The organism is Agrobacterium sp. GD03872 (assembly GCF_029840625.1).
Taxonomy (GTDB): Bacteria; Pseudomonadota; Alphaproteobacteria; order Rhizobiales; family Rhizobiaceae; genus Agrobacterium; species Agrobacterium fabrum_A.
The window spans coordinates 610,804-632,222 of sequence record NZ_JAOCCY010000003.1; the positions used below are offsets into that span (position 1 = coordinate 610,804).

The window sequence follows — 21,419 nt, forward strand, 5'->3', positions numbered from 1 at the left end:
TATAAGCCGAAGCAGCAAACCGCATGGAGGACGAGAATGCCCGAGGACGATCACAACAGCCGCAACTGGAACACCCTGCCCTGGCATCGCCAATGGCTGGTAAAACAGGCCGAGGGACTTTTCGATTTCTTCCAGTATCGCGCCTTCAACCCTGCCGGCGGCTTCTTCGATCTCGATGCCAAAGGCGTGCCGTTGCAGCCAAACGACCCCGTGCGCGGCATCCATGCTTCGGCCCGCATGGTCCATTGCTTCTCCATCGGCCACCTGCTTGGCCGCCCGGGCTGCGGCGATATCGTCGACCACGGCATGACCTATCTCTGGAACAGGCACCGCGATGGCGAGCATGGCGGTTATTTCTGGCAGGTGAACGATGCCGGCCCTGTGGACGCCACCAAGCAGGGTTACGGCCATGCCTTCGTGCTTCTGGCCGCTTCTTCCGCCAAGACCGTCGGCCACCCGCTGGCCGACCGGATGCTGGCCGATATTACCGAGGTTCTGGAGACCCGCTTCTGGGAAGAAAAACACGGCGCCATCGCCGAGGAATTCCATCGCGACTGGTCGCCCATCGAGAATTACCGCGGCCAGAACTCCAACATGCACCTGACGGAAGCGCTGATGGCCGCCTATGAGGTTACCGGCGACAATAGTTACCTCAGCAAGGCGGAGCGCATCGCCGACCTCGTCATTCGCCGTCGCGCCGGCGAGCTGGACTTCCGCGTACCGGAGCATTTCGACGAGAACTGGACGCTCGATAAGGAGTATCGCGGCAACGAAATGTTCCGCCCCTCCGGCACCACCCCCGGCCACTGGCTGGAATGGGCGCGCCTCATCCTGCAATTATGGGTGCTGGGAGAGCGTCGCCATGACTGGATGCCGGTGGCAGCGAAATCGCTCTTCGTGCAATCCATGGCGCTCGGCTGGGACCGGGAAAAGGGCGGCTTCTTTTATACGCTCGACTGGAACGACAATCCCGACAAGCGGTCAAAGCTCTGGTGGCCCATGTCCGAGGCGGCTGGTGCTGCCCACTTCCTCAACGAGAACCTGCCGGCGGACAACTTCTATGAAGACAGTTACCGCCGCATCTGGAGCACCGTCGCCAACAACTTCATCGACCATGAGAATGGCGGCTGGCACGAGGAACTGACGGAATATCTGGTTCCCGCCCATACGCTGTTCCCCGGCAAGGGCGATATCTACCACGCGCTGCAGGCCTGCCTCATCCCGCTTTTCCCGGCGACGGGAAGCCTGACGAAGGTGATCAGGGAAAGCGGCGGGGATTATTGAGGCGCGTTGCGCAACCGTCCGTCATGCCGGCCTTGAGCCGGCATCCAGCCACGGCGCGCCTGCGCCGTGAAAGAGTCTTTCGCGATCAATGACTTGATCGCACTGGCCCCTGCATCAAGTCCGGGGTGACGATGTCTGGCGGCGTCTCAAAAGCCGATGGTTTCCTCGAAATCGTCCCAGGACTGGTACATTTCATACCGCCCGATACCGGGGATCGGCACATGCCCGTAATAGGGCGAAAGCTGAAACTCGGCGGCCGCCTCGCTCTTGCCGGCCACGGCGGCCACATAGATGGCGGAGGCGAGCCCGGTGCGGTTCGCGCCATGCTCACAGTGAATAAGGATCGGCTTTTCCGCATTGCGCAGCATGGCCGCCAGCGTTTCCGAATCCTCAACCGAGACCTTTTCGCCTGAGTTCAGCGGATAATCGACCAGCCGGATGCCGTTGTTTTTCGCCGCCTGGCTTTCAGCCTCATACCAGCCTTCACGTTTTTCATCGCGCAGGTTGATGATCGTCTTGATGCCATAAGCCTTGGCATAAGCGGCAATATCCTTGCCGCTCGGCTGGGCCGAACGATAGAGTTCGCCCGGAATGACCTCGTGGAAATTTCCGGTCAATTGCCCGATACCCATATGCGCGCCCGCCAGAACCGGCAGGGCGACAAGGCCAATGGCCGTGATTTTCAGAAACTTCAAAACAATACGCAAACCGTCTACCCGCGACATCAATCGAATGGGCGGGAGATGGCATCGCAAACCGGCGAAAACAAGTCAGGTCCCTTCCAAAGCTGCCCGGTTCGAAAAGGCAAGGGCCCGCCCTCCCGCGTAAAGCCCCTGTGGTGCAGGGACTTTATCGACAGCGCGAAAATTTTCAAAATGCCGTGATAACCAGCGGTCGCATCGGCCGCTCAGTCGAACTCCGCGGAAATGACGGTGACACGCCATTCCAGCCGCTGCGGTTCCACCCTTTCATTGTTGCGCAGCCGGAAGGAACGGCAGGCGGCGAAAGTCTCGCCGGCCTCGATCCGTCTTTCGCTCACCTGGTAGGGGTCGAAGGAGACGGAGGCGCGGAAGGCGGGTTCGAAACCTTCCAGCGTATAGGTCAGCCGCTGCACCGCAACATTGTTGTCGTTGCGGAAGCTGACACGAATGGGCAATGCCGGATCCGTACAGGTCGCATCGAAACCGGCGGTCGCAACGACATGATCGAGCCGCTGGCTGCCGCGCCGCCAGTCATAAATGACAAAGGCCGCAGTGGCCGTCCAGATCACGAGCAGGCAGATGACAACGGATTTGAGATGCCGTGGAAATGCGATGAGAGTGAGAAGAAGAATGGCGCTGAGAACGGCTCCGACAATCACGTCGCCCCTCCTCCGCTAAAATAAAACCTCATGCGATTTCATCCTCCCATGCCCTTCCTGCCCGCAGCGACCACCCTCAACGAGAGGTCGCGGCGGTATCGTCTCAACCGCAGCCATGCCGCTTGTTGTACGGCGCGAAGCACCGGCACTGTTTGCAGTCAACCACAACTCTATGGTCACGCCCCCCGCTGTCAAGACAACCAAGCGTGACACCGGCGGGCCGCCCTGCCGGACTTTTGATGAAACACCGAAGGGAACCAAACGCGGCTGCGGACGTTCGCCGCATCACAACAGCATGGCGGGGCGATGAAACGCCACGACCAGGGGCAAGACGGCCATTAACGCCGGGAGGGCACAGCGCCTCTTGGAACCGCCGAACCCCAACCCATATTAAAAGCAGCTAATCTATGCTATGGATGTCAGTCAGCTCAGGGAGAAAAACGATGAAAACGCTGATCGTAACGTCACTCCTGGCCCTGTCGGCCAGCACCGCAATGGCCGCGGATGCCGTCTACGAAACGCCTGCACCGCCGGTCGCGCAGGAAGCCCTGCCGGTCTTCACCTGGTCTGGCCCCTATCTTGGTATTCAAGGCGGCGCGGGCTGGGCAAATGGCGATTTTTCGGCGGGCGGCCCGGTCGCCTCGGATAATTTCGACGGCGGCATTCTTGGCGCTTTCGCGGGTTACAATTACCAGTTCGACAATAATCTGGTCCTCGGCATCGAAGGCGACGTCGATTACAACTGGAACGACAATGACTATGCGGGCACCGAGATCGGCACCGACTGGCAGGGCTCCGTTCGCGGCCGTGTGGGTTATGCCTTCGACCACGCCCTGCTCTATGCCACCGCCGGCTGGACCGCGACACGCGGCTTCATCGAAACGCCCGGCGCCGGCAAGGACAGCACCACGTTCAACGGCTACACCGTCGGCGCGGGCCTGGACTATGCCTTCACCGACAATGTGTTCGGCAGGCTTGAATATCGCTATAACGACTATGGCGACAAGGACATCTTCGGCATCAACACCGATCTTGACCAGCACACTGTGAAAGTCGGTCTCGGCGTGAAGTTCTGATCGCCCTGGCGACTTGCGGCGATTTTTGCAAAAGCCCGGCCCTCCGCCGGGCTTTTTCGTTGCTGAAAACCTGCACCGACCATGGACCCGCCCATTGCAGGATCCGAAAATATGAACCCTGAAACAATGAAACATTCACAGGCCGTTCACCCGTCCCGTGCCATCATCCGGGCATAATGAGCCTCTATCTCCCGAAGCAGGCTTATGGAGTAGCCCCGATGAAAAAGATAATTCTTTCCACTATTGCCGCGCTGGTCGCCACCGGCAGCATTTTTGCATCCTATGGCACCGCTGCCGCGCAGGACTATCCCTATCGCCCGCGCTACGACCGGGGTTATGACCGCGGCGGCCCGCCCCCGCCGCCCTACCGCGAACACCGCCGCCACAATGACGGTGCGGCGATTGCCGGCGGCCTCGCCGCAGGCGTCATCGGCGGCCTGATCGGCGGCGCCATCGCCAACAGCAATAACGGCCCGCGCTACTACGAGCCGCCACCGCCGCCCCGCCCGCGCTGCTGGTTCGAAGACCGCCGCGTTCCCAATTCCTATGACGGCGGCTGGCATATGGAAAGTATGCGGGTTTGTAACTGACACTAAAGCTTTCCCGATCCGGCTTGCCCCAACGGTACGCCGGATCGACACTGATGCATTCATTCCACCGCCGGACTTTGCCATCAGCAGAACAGAGATCACGCCTCAGCCGTGACAGAAATGCGCTCGCGCGGAGTGGCGAAACATCTCAAGCAATTGATCTTAAAAGAAATTGGTGGGCCCGGAGGGACTCGAACCCCCAACCAAGCGGTTATGAGCCGCCGGCTCTAACCATTGAGCTACAGGCCCTTTCGGAAAAGCGGTCCGAAACACCGGCTTCGCAATGGCTCGAATCCGGTGGGTGACGCTCTAACGTAATTTTTTGAGCCCGACAAGCCAATGATGCTTTCGCAAGGCAGCGCCGCCGTATTAGCTACACAATCTAAGGCAATACCCTTCAAAGGGACACAATCAACGAGGAAACACCATGAAGACAAAAACGGCCCGCCTTTTCGCACTCACCGCATTGACTGCAGCAGCCATGATGCCGCTTGCCGCCCAGGTGTCTGCGCAGGAGGCCAACCCGCGCGAAGCCACGATCAGTGTTTCCGGTGAAGGCCAGGCGGCCATCGCCCCTGATATGGCGATCCTTTCCTTCAGCGTCGTCAAGCAGGCGGAGACGGCGGCTGCGGCACTTACCGAAAACTCCAAGGCGCTCGCCGATGTCCTGAAGGCGCTGAAAGACGCCGCCATAGAGGATCGCGACCTGCAGACGAGCAATTTCTCGGTTCAGCCGCTCTACAAGCATTTTGAGCCCAAGGACGGCGTTTATGTCGCGCCTGAAATCACCGGCTATCAGGTTTCCAACGGCCTGACCGTGCGGGTGCGCGACCTGAAGAAGCTCGGCGCGATCCTCGATACCTCCGTCAAGCTTGGCATCAACCAGGGCGGCGACATCACCTTCACCAATGACAAGCCGGAAGCCACGGTAACCGAAGCCCGCAAGCTGGCCGTTGCCGATGCGATGGCGAAGGCGAAGACGCTGACGGAAGCGGCGGGTGTGAAGCTCGGCCGGGTGATCCAGATCAGCGAAAACATGCAGCGGCCAATGCCTGTACCGGCGGGCATGATGCGTGCCTCGATGATGAAGGAAGCCGATAGCGTTCCGATAGCGTCGGGTGAAAACAATTACAGCGTGGTGGTCAACGTCACCTTCGCCCTCGACCAGTAAGATCGACGGCGGGCGGCACCTGGGTGCCGCTCATGCCCCTATGCCATGCTCAGCCACGGGCATGATGCAAAACGAAATGCCCCTCGCCTGCCTTTTCGGACAAGCGAGGGGCATTTTTGATTGACCTGCCGTACGGGGATATCGACAGATCAACGAAGGTCGCTGCTTTTAGCGGCGGATCACCGGGCAGCCGCGCTCATTGGCGAAAACAACGCGATCACGGCCACGACGATCGAAACCGGCAACCACGACGCGGCGCGGCGATACGTCAACCACGCGGGCGCGGCGAAGACCCATGCGGCTTGCCTTTTCTTCCGCAAGCCAGGGCGAGCAGCCGCGGCCCGGGCGATCCGGACGGCCCCAGCCGGGGCGATGGCCGTAGCCATCCTGAACCTGAACTCTGAATTGAACATCCGAGCCTGCCGAAGCAGCCGGAGCGGTGAAGGAAATTCCACCGAGGGCGATGAGGGCAGCCAGGCCGGTTTTTGCGAAGGTGCTGAACATGAACTCACTCCGTTTGTTTCTTTGCCGACAGGGCACATCCCCCGGCGATTGACGTGACCCTAGACTCGCCTGCCTGAATATGAACAGAACCGAATGTTCAGCAGGCGTTCATGGATGTTAACGCGGCTGCTCTTCATCCGGATCCGGGCGTCACGGCGAAATATGCAGCACGACTTCCCGGCGGTGCGGCCGGTCGCGGTGTTCGAAAAGATAAAGGCCCTGCCATGTGCCGAGCACGAGCCGGCCCTCACTGATCGGCACACCGATGGAAACCGTCGTCAGCGCCGATTTGATGTGGGCCGGCATATCGTCTGGACCTTCAAGCGTGTGCACGACCCAGCGCATGGAGGGATCGCTGGACGGCGGCACGAGACGGGAAAAAAATGTCATGAGATCACCCCGGACATCGGGATCGGCATTTTCCTGAATGAGCAGCGAACAGGATGTGTGCCGGACGAAGATGGTCAGCAGGCCTTCATCAAGATCGACCTGCTTGACGAAAGCCCTCGCCTCGGACGAGAATTCGTAAAGCCCTTGCCCCTGGGTCGAAACGATCAGTTTTTTCTGCGGCACATTTTTTCCTTCAATAACTTGGAACAAAATCGGCGCTGCCAACGTTGCAACATGTCGAATTGTATCCGATGACATCAGGGATACGACAAAGAGATGACGGCGGCCCATAACAGCAAAACGGAAAACCGGCGTCACAGTTGCAAAAAACGGGGAAGGGTTGGCACGATCAGAATGAATTATTCAGGCTTTCCCATCCCGCAACAACCAGATTATCTCCGGCACGGACAGACACAGGGTGCGAAAGACTGATTCATGGCGCCCACTGACTATCATGTCGACCTGACCAATTGCGACCGCGAACCCATTCATATTCCTGGTTATATTCAACCGCATGGCTGTCTCATCGCCTGCGATAACGCCATGCGCATGGTGTTGCGGCATTCCGAAAACTGCCGGGAACTGCTGGGCATTGACGGCGACATCAATGGCAGGACCGCCGAGGAGGTGCTCGGCAAGAAGCTCATCCACGATCTGCGCAATGCGCTGACGGTGACCGGCCGAACCACGCGCCCGGCCATGCTGCCCGCCACGGAAATGGGCGATGGCCGCAGCTTCGACATCTCCCTCCACCGCTACAAATCCACCACGATCATCGAATTCGAACCGTCGCAAAGCGAAACGCAGCCACTGGGCACGGCGCGCAAGATGGTGGACCGCATTCGCGAGGCCGACAGCGTCGAAAGCCTGATCTCCAGAACGACGCGGCTGATAAAGGCGACGCTCGGTTACGACCGGGTGATGATCTACCGTTTCGAGGAGGACGGCGCCGGCAAGGTGGTGTCGGAAGCGAAGCAGCCGGAGCTGGAAAGCTTTCTCGGGCAATATTTCCCCGCCAGCGACATACCGCAGCAGGCCCGTGCGCTTTATCTCAAGAACACGCTGCGCATCATCTCCGATGCCAGCGGCGCGCGGGTCCCTGTCCTGCCCGCCATCGATGCCTCCGGCGAGCCGCTCGACCTGTCCTTCGCGCATCTGCGCAGCGTCTCGCCCATCCATTGCGAATATCTTCGCAACATGGGCGTTGCCGCCTCCATGTCGATTTCGGTGATTGTCGATGGCGCCCTATGGGGCTTGATCGCCTGCCACCACTATTCCCCGCGCGTGCTGACGATGCCGGTCCGGATCGCCGCTGAAATGTTCGGGGAGTTTTTCTCCATGCATCTGCAGGTTCTGAAACAGAAACGCCGGCTCGACACCGTCAACCAGGCCCATGCCGCGCTCGACCGTTTCCTGCGGCTTGCCGCCCATCACACCAACATCGAAGAGCTGCTGATCGACAGTTTCCAGGATTTTGCCGATCTGATGCCCTGCGACGGCGTCGGGCTATGGGTGGGGAACAATTGGCATGGCCACGGCGCAACACCGCCGCATGATACCATTCCAAGGCTGGCGCGTTTCGTCGCCTCGGCTTCGGAAGGCAAGGTCTGGGCAACCCATGCCCTGTCGCAGGCCATACCGGAAGCGGAAATCTATGCCGGCACCGCAGCCGGAATGCTCGCCATTCCACTGTCGCAGGTGAAAAACGACTACCTGCTGTTCTTCCGCAAGGAGATCGTGCAGAACTTGAACTGGGCCGGCAATCCGGAAAAATCCTATGAAACCGGGCCGCTGGGCGACCGCCTCACACCGCGCAAGAGCTTCGCGATCTGGAAGGAAACCGTCCGCCTGCAGGCGCAGCCGTGGTCGGAGGCCGACCGGGAAATTGCCGAAGCAGCCAGAATTGCGCTTGTCGAGGTCGCATTCCATCACAGCGAGCTGATGGCCGGCGAAAGGGAGCGCGCCGAAGTGCGCCAGCGCATGCTGAACGAGGAACTCAACCACCGCGTCAAGAATGTTCTCGCCATCATCAAGTCGCTGGTCGGCAATCCTTCGCAGGAGGGCAAGACCCTGCAGGAATATGTCACCGCGCTGAAGGGCCGCATTCAGGCGCTGTCCTTTGCCCATGACCAGATCATTCGCGGCGAAGGCGGCGGTGCGCTTCGCGATCTTCTGGACGCCGAACTGTCACCCCATCGTTCGCCGGAAACAACGGTGAAACTTGAAGGGCCCCAGATCACGCTCGATTCGCGCGCCTTCTCGGTGATGGCGCTGGTTCTGCACGAACTGGCGACGAATGCCGCCAAATACGGCGCGCTTTCGCAAAATGGCGGGCAATTGCATGTGCGCTGGAACATCAACGACAATCGCGACTGCGAGATTGCGTGGCGAGAAATCCTGCCCACAAAGCTGCCGGCGCCATCGCGCGCCGGTTTCGGCACGGCGCTCATCAGCCGCAGCATTCCCTACGATCTCGGCGGGCGCAGCACGATGCGCTATTTGCCCGACGGACTGGAGGCGGAGCTTCTGCTGCCATTCCGTCACGTCTCATCGGCCACAACGGCTTCCGACACGAAATCCGAGAGCGAAGCCGTGCCGCAGGCCAGACCTTATAACCGGGAGGAGCCATTGAAAGTATTGCTCGTCGAAGACCAGATGCTGATCGCCATGGATGTCGAGAACATGCTGGAAGATAACGGCATCAGCGCCATTGAAACAGCGACTTCGTCGGCGATGGCAATCGAGAAGCTGAAGAATTATGTGCCTGACGTGGCCATTCTCGACATCAATCTCGGTTCCGATACCTCGATCCCCGTCGCCCGCGAACTCCACCGCCGCGGCGTCCCCTTCCTTTTCGCGACCGGTTACGCCGATGGCAGCATGGTTCCGGATGAATTCGGCAACGTGCCGGTCATCCGCAAGCCTTATGACGAGGATGCGCTGATGGCGGGGATTGGCATTCTGGTGGGGGATACGGAGCGGGTGTGAGGCAGCTTGAGAAAAGCCCTTTACGATCAAGGATAATCATATCGGACCCCGTCCGGACTGACGGCATGCGGACGATGAGGCGCTGCCAAATCTACCTCTATTGAAATCTCGTAAAACCGCGCTTTTTCGCCTCTTCCGGGCTGACCGCGTTGCCGATTTTAAACCGAAACTCCGTCACGGCGTAATTCTCCAGGTCGACCTCGCACTGGAACGATACATCGTGCCAGCCATTGCCCGTATTGAACGCGCCGCCGGAAGCATCGATCGAATTGCCGGAAATTCTGCCACCCGTATCCGAATAGGGGATCATGCCTCTTGCGGCAAAACCCGCACCCTGAATTTGGGCCAGAGCTTCGGTGCTGCAAAGCTGAACGATGCGGCGACGCGGCGGCAGATCGCCGAACATCTGACGTCTCTGGGCCGGCGAAAGAACGGAAGAAGACAGGAGCTGTTTGGCTGCCGGAAGCCTCTCGGGTTTTTCTTCCGCCAATTCGGCAGGCTTTTCTTCCGCCGGCTTTTCCTGCGGCACGGGCCTTTGCTCCGGCGGCACATTCTCCTTGACCGGTGAAACCGCAATTTCCCCCTGCTCGGCTGAAGCCTGAAGATCGCTGTTGGCCGTGGGAGACGCGGGTGCGTCTTCGGCCGTCTTTTCAGGCTCACCTGCCGGCTCTTGGGAAGGCTCGGTCTTTTCCGCTTCCTCCGTCTTGCCCGGCTTGTCCTCGGGGTCCGCCTGCGTTTCCTCAGGCCTCATCGCGATGGCGGGCAACGTCGCCTGCGGCGGCGGCAAGGGTTTTGCCTCTTCGGCCGGTGGGGCGGGCGGCGGCGGCGGAGGTTGCGGTTTTTCTTCCTTCGCCTTCTCTTCACCCGGCGGCGGGGCCTCTTCCGCCTTCTTTTCCTCGGGCGGCGCCACCAGATCGACGCTGATGCTTTCCGGCTCCTGCGGCTCGGCTATCCGTTCCGGCAGCTCGAAGAAAAAAAGAGCAACGACGACAAGATGCAGCAGCACCGAGACGGGCACAGCCCATCCCTTCCACCGCCATCTGCCTGCCGAAACCTGTTGCATCTCATCGAACCAAATCGAACCCCGGCATTTCCAGCAAAGCGGGATGCCTGTTGTCACACATAAGGCTTGTCGCAGAGTTCGCCAGTGCGGGAAACAAAAAACCCGGCCAGAGGTAACTGACCGGGTTCAATTTTAAAGGAAACGAACAGCTTAGCTGTCGAGGAAGCTGCGGAGCTTTCTCGAGCGGCTCGGATGTTTCAGCTTGCGCAGCGCCTTCGCCTCGATCTGGCGGATACGTTCGCGGGTAACCGAGAACTGCTGGCCAACTTCTTCCAGCGTGTGGTCGGTGTTCATGCCGATGCCGAAACGCATGCGCAGAACGCGTTCTTCACGCGGCGTCAGCGAGGCCAATACGCGGGTCGTCGTTTCGCGCAGGTTCGCCTGAATGGCGGCGTCGATCGGCAGTAGCGCGTTCTTGTCCTCGATGAAGTCGCCGAGATGCGAATCCTCTTCGTCACCCACGGGGGTTTCGAGCGAAATCGGCTCCTTGGCGATCTTCAGAACCTTGCGCACCTTTTCAAGCGGCATGGCGAGCTTTTCAGCCAGTTCTTCCGGGGTCGGCTCGCGGCCGATCTCGTGCAGCATCTGGCGCGAGGTGCGAACGATCTTGTTGATCGTTTCGATCATATGCACCGGAATACGGATCGTGCGGGCCTGGTCGGCGATCGAACGGGTGATTGCCTGCCTGATCCACCAGGTCGCATAGGTCGAGAACTTGTAACCGCGACGATATTCGAACTTGTCGACCGCCTTCATCAGGCCGATATTGCCTTCCTGAATGAGATCGAGGAACTGCAGACCACGGTTGGTGTATTTCTTCGCAATCGAGATCACCAGACGCAGGTTGGCCTCGACCATTTCCTTCTTGGCGATACGCGCTTCGCGCTCGCCCTTCTGCACCATCGAAACGATGCGGCGGAATTCGGCGATGGAAATGCCGGTTTCCGTAGAGAGATTCTGGATTTCCTGACGGATTTCGCGGATCGTATTGCTTTCCTCGCGGGCGAATTCCTTCCAGCCGCGGGCGGCCAGATTGGCAATCGACTTCATCCAGTTCGGATCGAGTTCCGCACCGTGATACTGCTCAAGGAAGCTGTCGCGCTTGACGCCATAGGATTCGGCAAGGCGCAGCAAACGGCCTTCGTTCTGCATCAGACGCTTGGAAATGTCGTAGAGCTGCTCGACAAGGCTGTCGATACGGTTCTGGTTCAGCGACAGCGACTTGACGGCCGTGATCAGCTGATCCTTCAATTCCTTGTAACGACGCTCCTGACCGGAAGACAGGGTACCGGTGCAGGCAAGACGTGCCTCAACCTGCTGGTCCTGAAGCTTGCGCAGCTTCTTGTAGGTGTCAGCGATGGTGTCGAGCGTTTCCATGACCTGCGGACGCAGTTCGGCTTCCATCGCGGCAAGCGAAAGATTGGACTCGTCGTCGTCCTCTTCTTCCTCTTCCGGCGGCAGGCCATCGCCGCCCACATCCGTCACATCCTCGTCGCCGGTCGGCGCGCGCAGCTTGCGGGTCTTTTCCTTCTCTTCGGCGGCCTTACGGTCCGCCTCGATCTTTTCCGGGCTCTGGAACTGCGGCGCCGCCTTGGCTTCCGGACCGGAATAGGTGGTTTCGAGATCGATGATCTCGCGCAGCAGCGTCGTGCCTTCGTTGAGTTCGTCGCGCCAGATGATCAGCGCCTGGAACGTCAGCGGGCTTTCGCACAGGCCCGAAATCATCGTTTCGCGGCCGGCCTCGATGCGCTTGGCGATGGCGATTTCGCCTTCGCGCGACAGAAGCTCCACGGAACCCATTTCGCGCAGATACATGCGCACCGGGTCGTCGGTACGGTCGGTCGGTTCTTTCTTCTTGGCGGTCGCAAGCGCGGTGCCGCCGGAAGGGGCCAGTTCCCCGCCTTCGGAATCGTCGCTGTCGGAATCGCTGTCGTCGTCGCTCGCCGTTGCTTCCTCGGCATCCTCGTCCTCGATGACATTGATGCCCATATCGGACAGCATCGCCATCGTGTCTTCGATCTGCTCGGAGGTCACTTCTTCGGACGGCAGGACGGAATTCAGCTCGTCCATCGTCACATAGCCGCGCTTCTTGGCGGCCTTGATCATTTTCTTGACCGCGTCATCCGAAAGGTCGAGAAGCGGGCCGTCCGTCGCACCGTCGCGTTCGTTTTCTGCTTCTTCGTTTTCTTTGACTTTGGTTGCCATCTATCTCGTCGCTTTCCCTGACGCTAACACCTGTTCCGCCGCATCGCCGTCCGCCCCTTGAGCATCCAGCGGTTTGCCGCGAATCACTGTCAGACACCTAACGGAGTGATCTTTAATTGCCGATTAACCACGGCAGCCTCAGGCAGAATGCAAAGACAGTGCACCCGGAAATGCTTGCTCATGCAATTTCTATCCGCCAAGGCCCATTCCACCTTACTTTTCCTGAAATGGTGATTCCCGCTATTTCCCGCCCCGTCAAGCCTTTGAGAGCGAGACAGCCACGGAAATTCTTAAAAAGAGCCGCATTTTGCGGGTTATCACCAGACTATCCCCTATTTAGGACGCCTGCCGCAAAAGGCAACCCCACAGGCCTTTCAATTCTTGCCGACCCGATCAGCCATGACCGACAGCCGGCCCCTTCACCCGGCCGGACATGACCCCGAAACCATCGATGATCGCTTCCTGATTTTCCATACGGCCGATTTCCAGCTGCACTTCGGCCAGCGCCCGCACCAGCAGCGTGCCGCGTTCGTCATCCGTCGCCTCGGCGATTTCCCGCTCCAGCTCGCGTTTCTGCCACAGCAGGGATTTTGTCCGCTTATGCAGGGAAAGCGCCTGCACGTAACCCTCGCGCGCATCCTCCATCGCCGCCTGCTCCGTCGCCGTCCACAGGCGGGCATTGCGCACCTGCTGGTCCATGGTCTTCAAAAGCGCTTCGAACCCCTGTTGCGACAGCCGCTCGACGAGCCCTGCCCGCGAAATCTCCGCTACACTTTCCGCCGCATAGGTCAGCACCGTCGACCACAGGCGCTGCAGATCGCGGTTCTCGTAATCGATGGCGGCGATCTCGTCATATTCCTCAAGCAGCAGTTCGGGATGGTTGACGATGGTGATGGCGAGAACGCTTTCCCGGAGCGAAGGCTTGGTCTGATAGCCCCTGACGAGGCCCGATTGCGCCAGCCGCTCGGAAATGCTGCTGGCCGGCGCGGACATGGCCCCGCCCCGCCCCGGCGCATTGCGCTGGAAGCCACGTCCCGCCGGCTGCGCGCCATTGCGACGGAAGTTGCCGTTCTGCGCCCCGCTTTGCTGGAAACGCGGCTGGAAAAAGCCGTTCAGCCTGTCGCGCATATCCTGCTGGTAAAAACGGCGCACCGTCTCGTCGCCGATAACGGCCACAATCTGCCGCAACCGGCTTTCAAGCTGGGCGCGTTTTTCCGGCGTATCGAAAGTGACACCTGACGTCTCGCGGCTCCAGATCATCGCCGCCAGCGGCTTGGCTTCGGATAATACCCGGTCGAAAGGCGCACGCCCCTCCAGTCGCACGAGATCGTCCGGATCCTTGCCATCGGGCAGAAGCGCGAAGCTGACGGAACGATCTGGCTTGATATGCGGCAGGGCAAGATCGGCGGCACGGTTGGCGGCGCGAATGCCGGCGCCATCGCCATCGAAGCAGAGGATCGGCTGCGGTGACATTTTCCAGAGGAGATCGAGCTGGCTTTCAGTCAGCGCCGTGCCGAGCGGGGCGACGGCATTTTCCACACCCGCCTGATAAAGCGCGATGACATCCATATAACCTTCGACGGCGATCACCGAACCGCCTGCCGCCTGCGAGGCGCGCCTGGCGCGGGCGAAATTGTAGAGAACATTGCCTTTGTGAAAGAGCTCTGTTTCGTTGGAATTCAGATATTTCGCGACCGCATCCGCGGCCATCGCGCGACCGCCGAAAGCGATCACCTTTTCCCGCGACGACAGGATCGGGAACATGATGCGGTCTCGGAACCGGTCATAGGAGACCGGCACATTCTCATGCACCACCAGCCCGCAGGCCTCCATCTGTTCCTTCGTTACGCCCTTGCTCGCCAGATGCTCTTTCAGCGCATTGCGGCTATCGGGCGCATAACCCAGTCGGAAAGTCTCGATGGTGCGCCCGGTCAACCCGCGATCGCGCAGGTAAGCCCGCGCCCGTGCACCGAGCGCCGTCTGCAACTGGTCCTGAAAGAACAGCGTCGCCATTTCCATGACGTCCTGCAGCGAGGTGCGCTCACGCTCGCGCTTTTCCGCCTGCGGATCGGGCTGCGGCATGGAAATGCCGGCCATATCGGCAATCTGCTGCACGGCCTCCGGGAAACTCAGGCCCTCAAGCTCGGTCAGAAAGCGGAAGTGATCGCCGGAAACGCCGCAACCGAAACAATGATACCGCCCCTTGCGGTCCTCGCAGTGGAAACTCGGGCTTTTCTCACCATGGAACGGGCAGCAGGCCCAATAATCCCCCCGCGACGTATTGGTCTTCTTCTTGTCCCAGGACACACGTCGGCCGATCACATCGGAGATGTGCACGCGGTCGCGTATCTCATCGAGGAAAGAATTGGAAAAGCGCATGGGTTACCTATTCGAGGCCAGTCTTTCATATAAGCGCGGAAAGAGGCCAGCACAAAACTTAAAGAACAGGAATACCCGATATTCACAGGCCACGAGGGCGAAATCACATCGCCATTGCGCCCGCTTCGGGCAAATTTATGGCACGGCAACATCACCAAAAATTATGTTTTTGTAATTTGAGCCGGCCGAAGCGGCGATGTAAAAACATCAGCGAAGGCAGTAATTGACCTCCGTATAATCTGCCGGCGCCCGCAGGCACGTCCCCCGAAAAAAGCCTGTGAAGGACCGCATTTTGATCCGCCGGAATGCGTTTTCGTCGACAGAAAAAAGGCAGGGCAGCTCACATCTGCCCTGCCTTTACTTTTTCGGCATTGCCGAATTTACTTCAGCAAGTCCTTCACGACGCCGGAGGCCTTCGCAAAGTCGATCTGGCCGGGATAACGCTCCTTCAGCGCATTCATGCACTTGCCCATGTCACGCAGGCCGGAGGCGCCTGTCTCGCTGATGACGGCCTGGCAGAGTTCGCGCACCTTCTCGGCCGGAATTTCTTCCGGCATGAATTCCTTGATGATGACGATTTCTTCGCGCTCCTGAGCGGCAAGCTCGGGACGGCCGGCGCCTTCATAGATGCTGGCGGATTCTTCCCGTTGCTTCACCATCTTGGTCAGGATCTGCATGATGTCCTCATCGCTGACGGGGTCCTTGCCCACGCCGCGATTGGCGATATCACGATCCTTGATGGCGGTCTGGATGAGACGCACGGTCGAGGTACGGCGTGCATCACGAGCCTTCAAAGCGTCTTTCAAAGTGTTAGCGAACGTGTCGCGCAGCATTTCTTCTTCTCCTTGGGAAAGTGCATTCCGCCGCTTTTCGACACGGAAACTTTCCACCCTATTTTTCGAAACGACATAAACGAGCAGACAGGCTCAAGCAAATCAAATGCATAAGGCCTTGAATATACGGCGGTTTAATTCCGCGTAAATCTTGGCCCTGCGGTTGACCGCTTGGGCTGCTTTCGTTATTTTCCGGCACCTGCACGAGATTTTAACGAAGGGTCGGAACGCGAGCTTTATCGCGCGCCCCTTTATGTCACGAAGCCTGCGACAAAAATGGCCCCTTACCCCCTGCCTTTCAAGAGGTGGGGTGCGAAGCGGCAGAAACGGAACGAGATGACCGAGACAGCGCCCTGGACTACCCGCAAACCGACCGCAATGCTTGTTCTTGCCGATGGCACGGTGATCGAGGGAACCGGCATCGGCGCAACCGGCAAGGTTCAGGCCGAAGTCTGTTTCAACACGGCGCTGACGGGTTACGAGGAAATCCTCACCGATCCTTCCTATCTCGGCCAGATCGTCACCTTCACCTTCCCGCATATCGGCAATGTCGGCACCAATGAGGAAGACATCGAAGACCTGACGCCCGCCGCCCGCCGCGGCGCCGTCGGCGTCATCTTCAAGGCCGATATAACCGATCCCTCGAACTTCCGCGCCGTCAAGCATCTGGATGCCTGGCTGAAGGCCCGCGGCGTCATCGGCCTTTGCGGCATCGACACCCGCGCGCTGACCGCATGGATCCGCGAAAACGGCGCGCCGAACGCGGTCATCGCCCATGATCCGAACGGCGTCTTCGACATCGAGGCGCTGAAGGCGGAAGCAAAGGCATGGAGCGGCCTCGTCGGTCTCGATCTCGCCATCGAAGCCACCTCCGGCCAGTCCTCCACCTGGACGGAAACGCCGTGGGTCTGGAACAAGGGTTACGGCACGCTCGGCGAAGCCGATGCCAAGTACCACGTTGTCTGCGTCGATTTCGGCGTCAAGCGCAACATCCTGCGCCTCTTTGCCGGTCTGGATTGCAAGGTAACGGTGGTTCCGGCCCAAACTTCGGCTGAAGACATTCTGGCGCTGAAGCCGGATGGCGTGTTCCTGTCCAACGGTCCGGGAGACCCGGCGGCGACCGGCGAATATGCCGTGCCGGTTATCCAGAACCTCATCAACAGCGAGCTGCCGATCTTCGGCATCTGCCTCGGCCACCAGATGCTCGGTCTTGCCGTCGGCGCAAAGACCGAAAAGATGCATCAGGGCCACCACGGCGCCAACCATCCGGTCAAGGACTTCACCACCGGCAAGGTGGAAATCGTCTCCATGAACCACGGCTTTGCGGTCGACACCAAGTCGCTGCCCGAAGGCGTCGAAGAGACCCATATCTCGCTGTTCGATGGCACCAATTGCGGCCTGCGCATCGTCGGCAAGCCGGTCTTCTCCGTCCAGCACCACCCGGAGGCATCGCCCGGCCCGCAGGACAGCCACTACCTCTTCCGCCGCTTCGTCAACCTGCTGCGCGAGAGACAAGGCGAGGCAGCGCTCGCCGAGCGCTGATAGGCCGTTCCCATACTCCACGTCATCCTCGGGCTTGACCCGAGGATCCATCGAGGCCGGGATGACCAGAGTTACATGTAAGAACCATCACGGCCCGCTATCAGCGGGCCGTTCGCATTTCACGCTTCACCAGAAGAACGAAACGCACGGTCAGGAGAACGGCCGCCGTCGAAAGGCCGATCACGAAACCGAACCAGACACCGCGCCCGCCAAAGCCGAGCGGAAAGGCCATGGTCCAGGCAAGCGCCAGCCCGATCGGCCAATAGGAAATCAGCGCCAGCATCGCCGGAATGCGCGCATCCTTCAATCCGCGCAGCAGGCCCGCCGTCACGGCCTGAATGCCATCGACCAGCTGGAAGATGCCGGCGATCACCACCAGGCTGCTGGCATAGGCAAGCACTTCCGCCGCCTCGGGCAATTTCGCATCCAGGAACCATTTCGCCAGAAATTCCGGCACGGCCGCAAACAGGATACCGCCGCAAATGGCAATGCCGCAGGCAATCGCGTAGATCATGATCGAAGCGCGGATGAGGTTCTTGAAGTCCCCCTGACCGCGGGCGATCCCCACCCGCACGGTCGCCGCCTGCGACAGGCCGAGCGGGATCATGAAGGCGATGGAGGCGAGCTGCAGGGCAATGCCGTGCGCCGCAAGCTGCACGGTGCCGATCTGCCCCATCAGGATAGACGCGGCGGCAAACAGCGTCACTTCGGCAAGGATGGTGATGCTGATCGGCAGGCCAAGGCGCAGCACTTCGAAGAGCGCATGCCAGTCCGGCCGCCAGAAACGTACGAACAGCTCGTATTTCTTCGTTTCCTCCCGCGTCTGCACATAAGCGACGATGAAGATGAAGCTGAAGGCATTGACGATGACGGCAACGACGGCAGCACCGTTCATGCCCATGGCCGGCAATCCGAAATGGCCGAACACCAGCGCATAGGCGAGCACGCCGTTCATCACCAGCATGGTGATGGTGGCATAAAGAATGATGCCGGCACGCCCGATGGCGCTGACGAGACTGCGCAGGACATAAAACAGCAGCGCCGGCAAAAGGCCGAACTTGGCAATGGCGAGATAATGACCCGTCAAGGCCGCAACGTTGGGGTTTTGCCCGAGAGAAACGAGAATGCGCTCGGCATTAAAGAAGATCGGCAGGGCGAGCAGCCAGTAGGCGATTGCCACCCACATGCCCATGCGCAGCGAGCGACGGGCCGCCGTCGCATCCCCCTGCCCGTAAGCCTGAGCCACCATCGGCACCACGGCCACGGAAAAGCCCGAGCCGAAAATGAAGACAACGAAGAAGAACTGCCCGGCCAGCACCATGGCCGCCAGTTTTTCGGCGCCCAGCTGGCCAACGATGACCATGTCAGTGGTATGGATGCCAAGCTGCGCGAGCTGCGCGCCGATAAGCGGAATTCCCAGCGCAAGCGTAGCCTTGAAATGCGAAAACCACGACCCCGATCCGGATGGAACGGTTCCTGCAACAATCGACGAAGACATTGTAATTCACCTGAACATTGGCCGTTGCCCGCGAATTGCGCAACGGCGGCACGATGATGAATAAAATATTCCCTTCCCGCACGCAACCTTTGTGACCAAATGATCAAAATTTACGCAGGCGCGCAACTCTGCCGCTTAAAGACCTGACAGAAGGCAAATTTAGTCGAATTTTACCATTTCACTTTAATTATTAGAACATCGAGTAGTTCTTTTAAATCATAAGCTGCATGACGCAGAATATTCCCGCCTTTGAGGCATGTTTTCCCCACCATTGTCAAAGATGACCGAAACGGTACATCCGGTTCAAAGGATCTTCAGTTTGCCGAAGAAAACCAACCTCATGACGCGCATTCTGTTCGCGGCGTCATCTCTTGTCGTCGCCGCCTTTGCGGGCTTTTCTTTCTACATCGACAGTCTTCAGCACCGGGTCACGACGGAAGCGGTGGCGGAAAATATCGATTCTTCCGGCAAGCAGGCCGCGCAGAGCATCGCCAACTGGCTGAACGGCCGCATCATGCTGACGGAAACGGTGGCAAAGACGCTTGCCAAGCTTCCGGATGACGAGGCCAAGCTGCGGTTTCTGGAAAATGACGTTCTGACCGCCCAGTTCATGTCGACCTATTTCGGCAATGCCGAAACGGGAAGTTTCACCACCTTCCCCAAAACACCGCTGCCGGAGGGATATGACCCGCGCAAGCGTCCGTGGTATCTGGACGCCGTAAAGGCGGGCAAAACCGTTCTTACCGAACCCTATAACGACGCATCGACCGGCGGCCTCATCATCACCGCCGCCATTCCCGTCTCCATCGATGGCAAGCTCACCGGCGTGACGGGCAGCGACTTCTCGCTCAATTCGCTGGTAGCAATGATCAAGTCGGTGGATGCAGGTACGGACGGTTATGCCTTCCTTGTCAGCAAGGACGGCAAGATCCTTATTCATCCCGATCCGAAATTCGTCGACAAGCCGCTCACCGATCTCTTCAAGGTCAATGCGCCGGCGATTTCCTCGGCGATTTCGCAGACCGAAATCGATGGCAAGGGCAAGATCACGAGCTTCATTCCGGTCGCCGGCCTGCCCTCGGTCGACTGGTATCTCGGTTTCGTCGTCGATTCCGATGTTGCCTATAGCGCCATCGGCCAGTTCCGTCTGGCAGCCACCATTGCCACCGTTCTTGCTGCCGCAATCATGATCGCCCTGCTCGCGACGGTGCTCTCCCGCTTCATCGTCCGCCCCGTCACGCAGATGACTTCCGCCATGGAAGGCCTCGCATCCGGCAATCTCGATGTCGCCATTCCCGGCCAGGAGCGCACCGACCAGATCGGCTCAATGGCCGCGGCGGTCGCCGTGTTCCGGTCGAACGCCATGGAGCGCCTGCGCCTCGAAGGCGACGCGGAGCAGAACCGCACGCTCTCCGAACGGGAGCGCAACGAACGTGAAAGACTGGCGGCGAAGGATGCCGCAGACATCCAGTTCGCCGTCGATTCGCTTGCCAGGGGATTGGCACATCTGTCGGATGGCGATCTCAACTACCGCATCGACACGCCTTTCGTGACGCGCATCGACCGGCTGCGCGACGATTTCAACAATTCCGTCGCCAAGCTGAACGCGGCGCTCAGCACCGTCGGCCAGAACGCCCGCGCCATCGATGCCGGCGCCGGCGAAATTCGCCAGTCGGCCGACGATCTCGCACGGCGCACCGAACAGCAGGCGGCCTCCGTGGAAGAAACGGCGGCGGCGCTTGAGGAAATCACCACCACCGTCAAGGATTCCGCCCGCCGTGCGGAAGAAGTCGGCCGCCTGGTCGACCGCGCCCGCAGCAATGCCGAACAGTCCGGCATCATCGTCGAAGATGCGGTGCGCGCCATGGAAGGCATTGAAAAATCATCGTCGGAGATCAGCAACATCATCGGCGTGATCGACGAAATCGCCTTCCAGACCAATCTGCTGGCGCTGAATGCCGGTGTGGAAGCCGCCCGCGCCGGCGAGGCCGGCAAGGGTTTTGCCGTCGTCGCCCAGGAAGTCCGCGAACTTGCCCAGCGCTCCGCCAATGCCGCCAAGGAGATCAAGACGCTGATCAACGCCTCGACGTCGCAGGTGCAGTCCGGTGTCGATCTCGTCGGCAATGCCGGCAAGGCGCTGGAAACCATCGTCCGCGAAGTGCAGGAGATCAACCGCCATATCGACGCCATCGTGACCGCGTCGCGTGAACAATCGACCGGCCTTCAGGAAATCAACACCGCCATCAACACCATCGACCAGGGCACGCAGCAAAATGCCGCCATGGTCGAGGAACAGACCGCGGCAAGCCATGGGCTGGCCTCGGAAGCGGCGGCGCTGAACGATCTGCTCGCCCAATTCCAGCTCGCCGCGGCAACGCGGCGGCAGGCGGAATATGGGCGTGCTGCGTGATAACAAGGACAGAGCTGGCCGGGAGCGACCCGGTATCGGCTAGGTCTCTACACGCACGACGTCATCCTCGGGCTTGACCCGAGGATCCAGAGTACGCCGGGATATAGATCCTCGGGTCAAGCCCGA

At 59.8% G+C, this 21,419-nt stretch carries 16 protein-coding genes and 1 tRNA gene; 7 read left to right on the plus strand and 10 right to left on the minus strand.

Features of this window, described 5'->3' with window-relative positions; genetic code table 11:
• Positions 1–36 precede the first annotated feature (36 nt).
• Positions 37–1,284 (plus strand): AGE family epimerase/isomerase, encoded by a 1,248-nt coding sequence (locus N5D22_RS10650; protein WP_279656338.1) that lies wholly within the window; start codon positions 37–39, stop codon positions 1,282–1,284.
• 146 nt (positions 1,285–1,430) lie between these two features.
• On the opposite strand, the gene N5D22_RS10655 is transcribed toward N5D22_RS10650, so the two are convergent.
• The gene (locus tag N5D22_RS10655) at positions 1,431–1,991 is read right to left on the minus strand and encodes a dual specificity protein phosphatase family protein (protein ID WP_279656339.1); all 561 of its coding nucleotides are present in this window, start codon (positions 1,989–1,991) and stop codon (positions 1,431–1,433) included.
• 200 nt (positions 1,992–2,191) lie between these two features.
• On the minus strand, positions 2,192–2,644 hold the full coding sequence (locus tag N5D22_RS10660; RefSeq protein WP_279656340.1) for a hypothetical protein: 453 nt from the start codon (positions 2,642–2,644) through the stop codon (positions 2,192–2,194).
• Between the two features lie 443 nt (positions 2,645–3,087).
• Here N5D22_RS10660 and N5D22_RS10665 point away from each other — a divergent pair, with 443 nt between their 5' ends.
• Together N5D22_RS10665 and N5D22_RS10670 are read left to right on the plus strand one after the other, a co-directional pair.
• Positions 3,088–3,720 (plus strand): porin family protein, encoded by a 633-nt coding sequence (locus N5D22_RS10665; RefSeq protein WP_279656341.1) that lies wholly within the window; start codon positions 3,088–3,090, stop codon positions 3,718–3,720.
• Between the two features lie 218 nt (positions 3,721–3,938).
• Entirely contained in the window at positions 3,939–4,310 is a 372-nt protein-coding gene (locus N5D22_RS10670; protein WP_279656342.1) for a hypothetical protein, read from the plus strand.
• Between the two features lie 173 nt (positions 4,311–4,483).
• Here the strand turns inward: N5D22_RS10670 and N5D22_RS10675 are convergent.
• Positions 4,484–4,559, minus strand: a tRNA-Ile gene (locus N5D22_RS10675).
• Positions 4,560–4,737: 178 nt separating this feature from the next.
• Between N5D22_RS10675 and N5D22_RS10680 the strand changes: the two genes are divergently transcribed.
• On the plus strand, positions 4,738–5,481 hold the full coding sequence (locus N5D22_RS10680) for an SIMPL domain-containing protein (protein ID WP_279656343.1): 744 nt from the start codon (positions 4,738–4,740) through the stop codon (positions 5,479–5,481).
• A gap of 168 nt (positions 5,482–5,649) precedes the next feature.
• On the opposite strand, the gene N5D22_RS10685 is transcribed toward N5D22_RS10680, so the two are convergent.
• Positions 5,650–5,985, minus strand: a complete 336-nt coding sequence (locus N5D22_RS10685; RefSeq protein ID WP_279656344.1) for a hypothetical protein — start codon at positions 5,983–5,985, stop codon at positions 5,650–5,652.
• A gap of 150 nt (positions 5,986–6,135) precedes the next feature.
• On the minus strand, positions 6,136–6,558 hold the full coding sequence (locus tag N5D22_RS10690) for a secondary thiamine-phosphate synthase enzyme YjbQ (protein ID WP_279656345.1): 423 nt from the start codon (positions 6,556–6,558) through the stop codon (positions 6,136–6,138).
• Positions 6,559–6,810: 252 nt separating this feature from the next.
• On the opposite strand from N5D22_RS10690, the gene N5D22_RS10695 reads away from it, so the two are divergent.
• Positions 6,811–9,363, plus strand: a complete 2,553-nt coding sequence (locus tag N5D22_RS10695) for an HWE histidine kinase domain-containing protein (protein WP_279656346.1) — start codon at positions 6,811–6,813, stop codon at positions 9,361–9,363.
• Between the two features lie 97 nt (positions 9,364–9,460).
• Here N5D22_RS10695 and N5D22_RS10700 read toward each other — a convergent pair whose 3' ends face one another.
• The 4 genes from N5D22_RS10700 to N5D22_RS10715 all read right to left on the minus strand — a co-directional run bounded on the left by N5D22_RS10700 (position 9,461) and on the right by N5D22_RS10715 (position 15,843).
• Positions 9,461–10,381 (minus strand): DUF930 domain-containing protein, encoded by a 921-nt coding sequence (locus tag N5D22_RS10700; RefSeq protein WP_279656347.1) that lies wholly within the window; start codon positions 10,379–10,381, stop codon positions 9,461–9,463.
• Positions 10,382–10,576: 195 nt separating this feature from the next.
• Positions 10,577–12,631, minus strand: coding sequence for an RNA polymerase sigma factor RpoD (rpoD, locus tag N5D22_RS10705; protein ID WP_035220298.1), 2,055 nt, complete (start codon positions 12,629–12,631; stop codon positions 10,577–10,579).
• A gap of 393 nt (positions 12,632–13,024) precedes the next feature.
• Positions 13,025–15,010 (minus strand): DNA primase, encoded by a 1,986-nt coding sequence (gene dnaG, locus N5D22_RS10710; RefSeq protein WP_279656348.1) that lies wholly within the window; start codon positions 15,008–15,010, stop codon positions 13,025–13,027.
• A 380-nt stretch (positions 15,011–15,390) separates the two neighbouring features.
• On the minus strand, positions 15,391–15,843 hold the full coding sequence (locus tag N5D22_RS10715) for a GatB/YqeY domain-containing protein (protein WP_184288256.1): 453 nt from the start codon (positions 15,841–15,843) through the stop codon (positions 15,391–15,393).
• Between the two features lie 336 nt (positions 15,844–16,179).
• Here N5D22_RS10715 and carA point away from each other — a divergent pair, with 336 nt between their 5' ends.
• On the plus strand, positions 16,180–17,385 hold the full coding sequence (carA, locus tag N5D22_RS10720; RefSeq protein ID WP_279656349.1) for a glutamine-hydrolyzing carbamoyl-phosphate synthase small subunit: 1,206 nt from the start codon (positions 16,180–16,182) through the stop codon (positions 17,383–17,385).
• A gap of 100 nt (positions 17,386–17,485) precedes the next feature.
• Here carA and N5D22_RS10725 read toward each other — a convergent pair whose 3' ends face one another.
• Positions 17,486–18,883, minus strand: a complete 1,398-nt coding sequence (locus N5D22_RS10725) for an MATE family efflux transporter (RefSeq protein ID WP_279656350.1) — start codon at positions 18,881–18,883, stop codon at positions 17,486–17,488.
• Between the two features lie 319 nt (positions 18,884–19,202).
• On the opposite strand from N5D22_RS10725, the gene N5D22_RS10730 reads away from it, so the two are divergent.
• A complete protein-coding gene (locus N5D22_RS10730) occupies positions 19,203–21,293 on the plus strand; it encodes a methyl-accepting chemotaxis protein (RefSeq protein WP_279656351.1) in 2,091 nt (696 codons plus the stop codon).
• Positions 21,294–21,419: the final 126 nt, after the last annotated feature.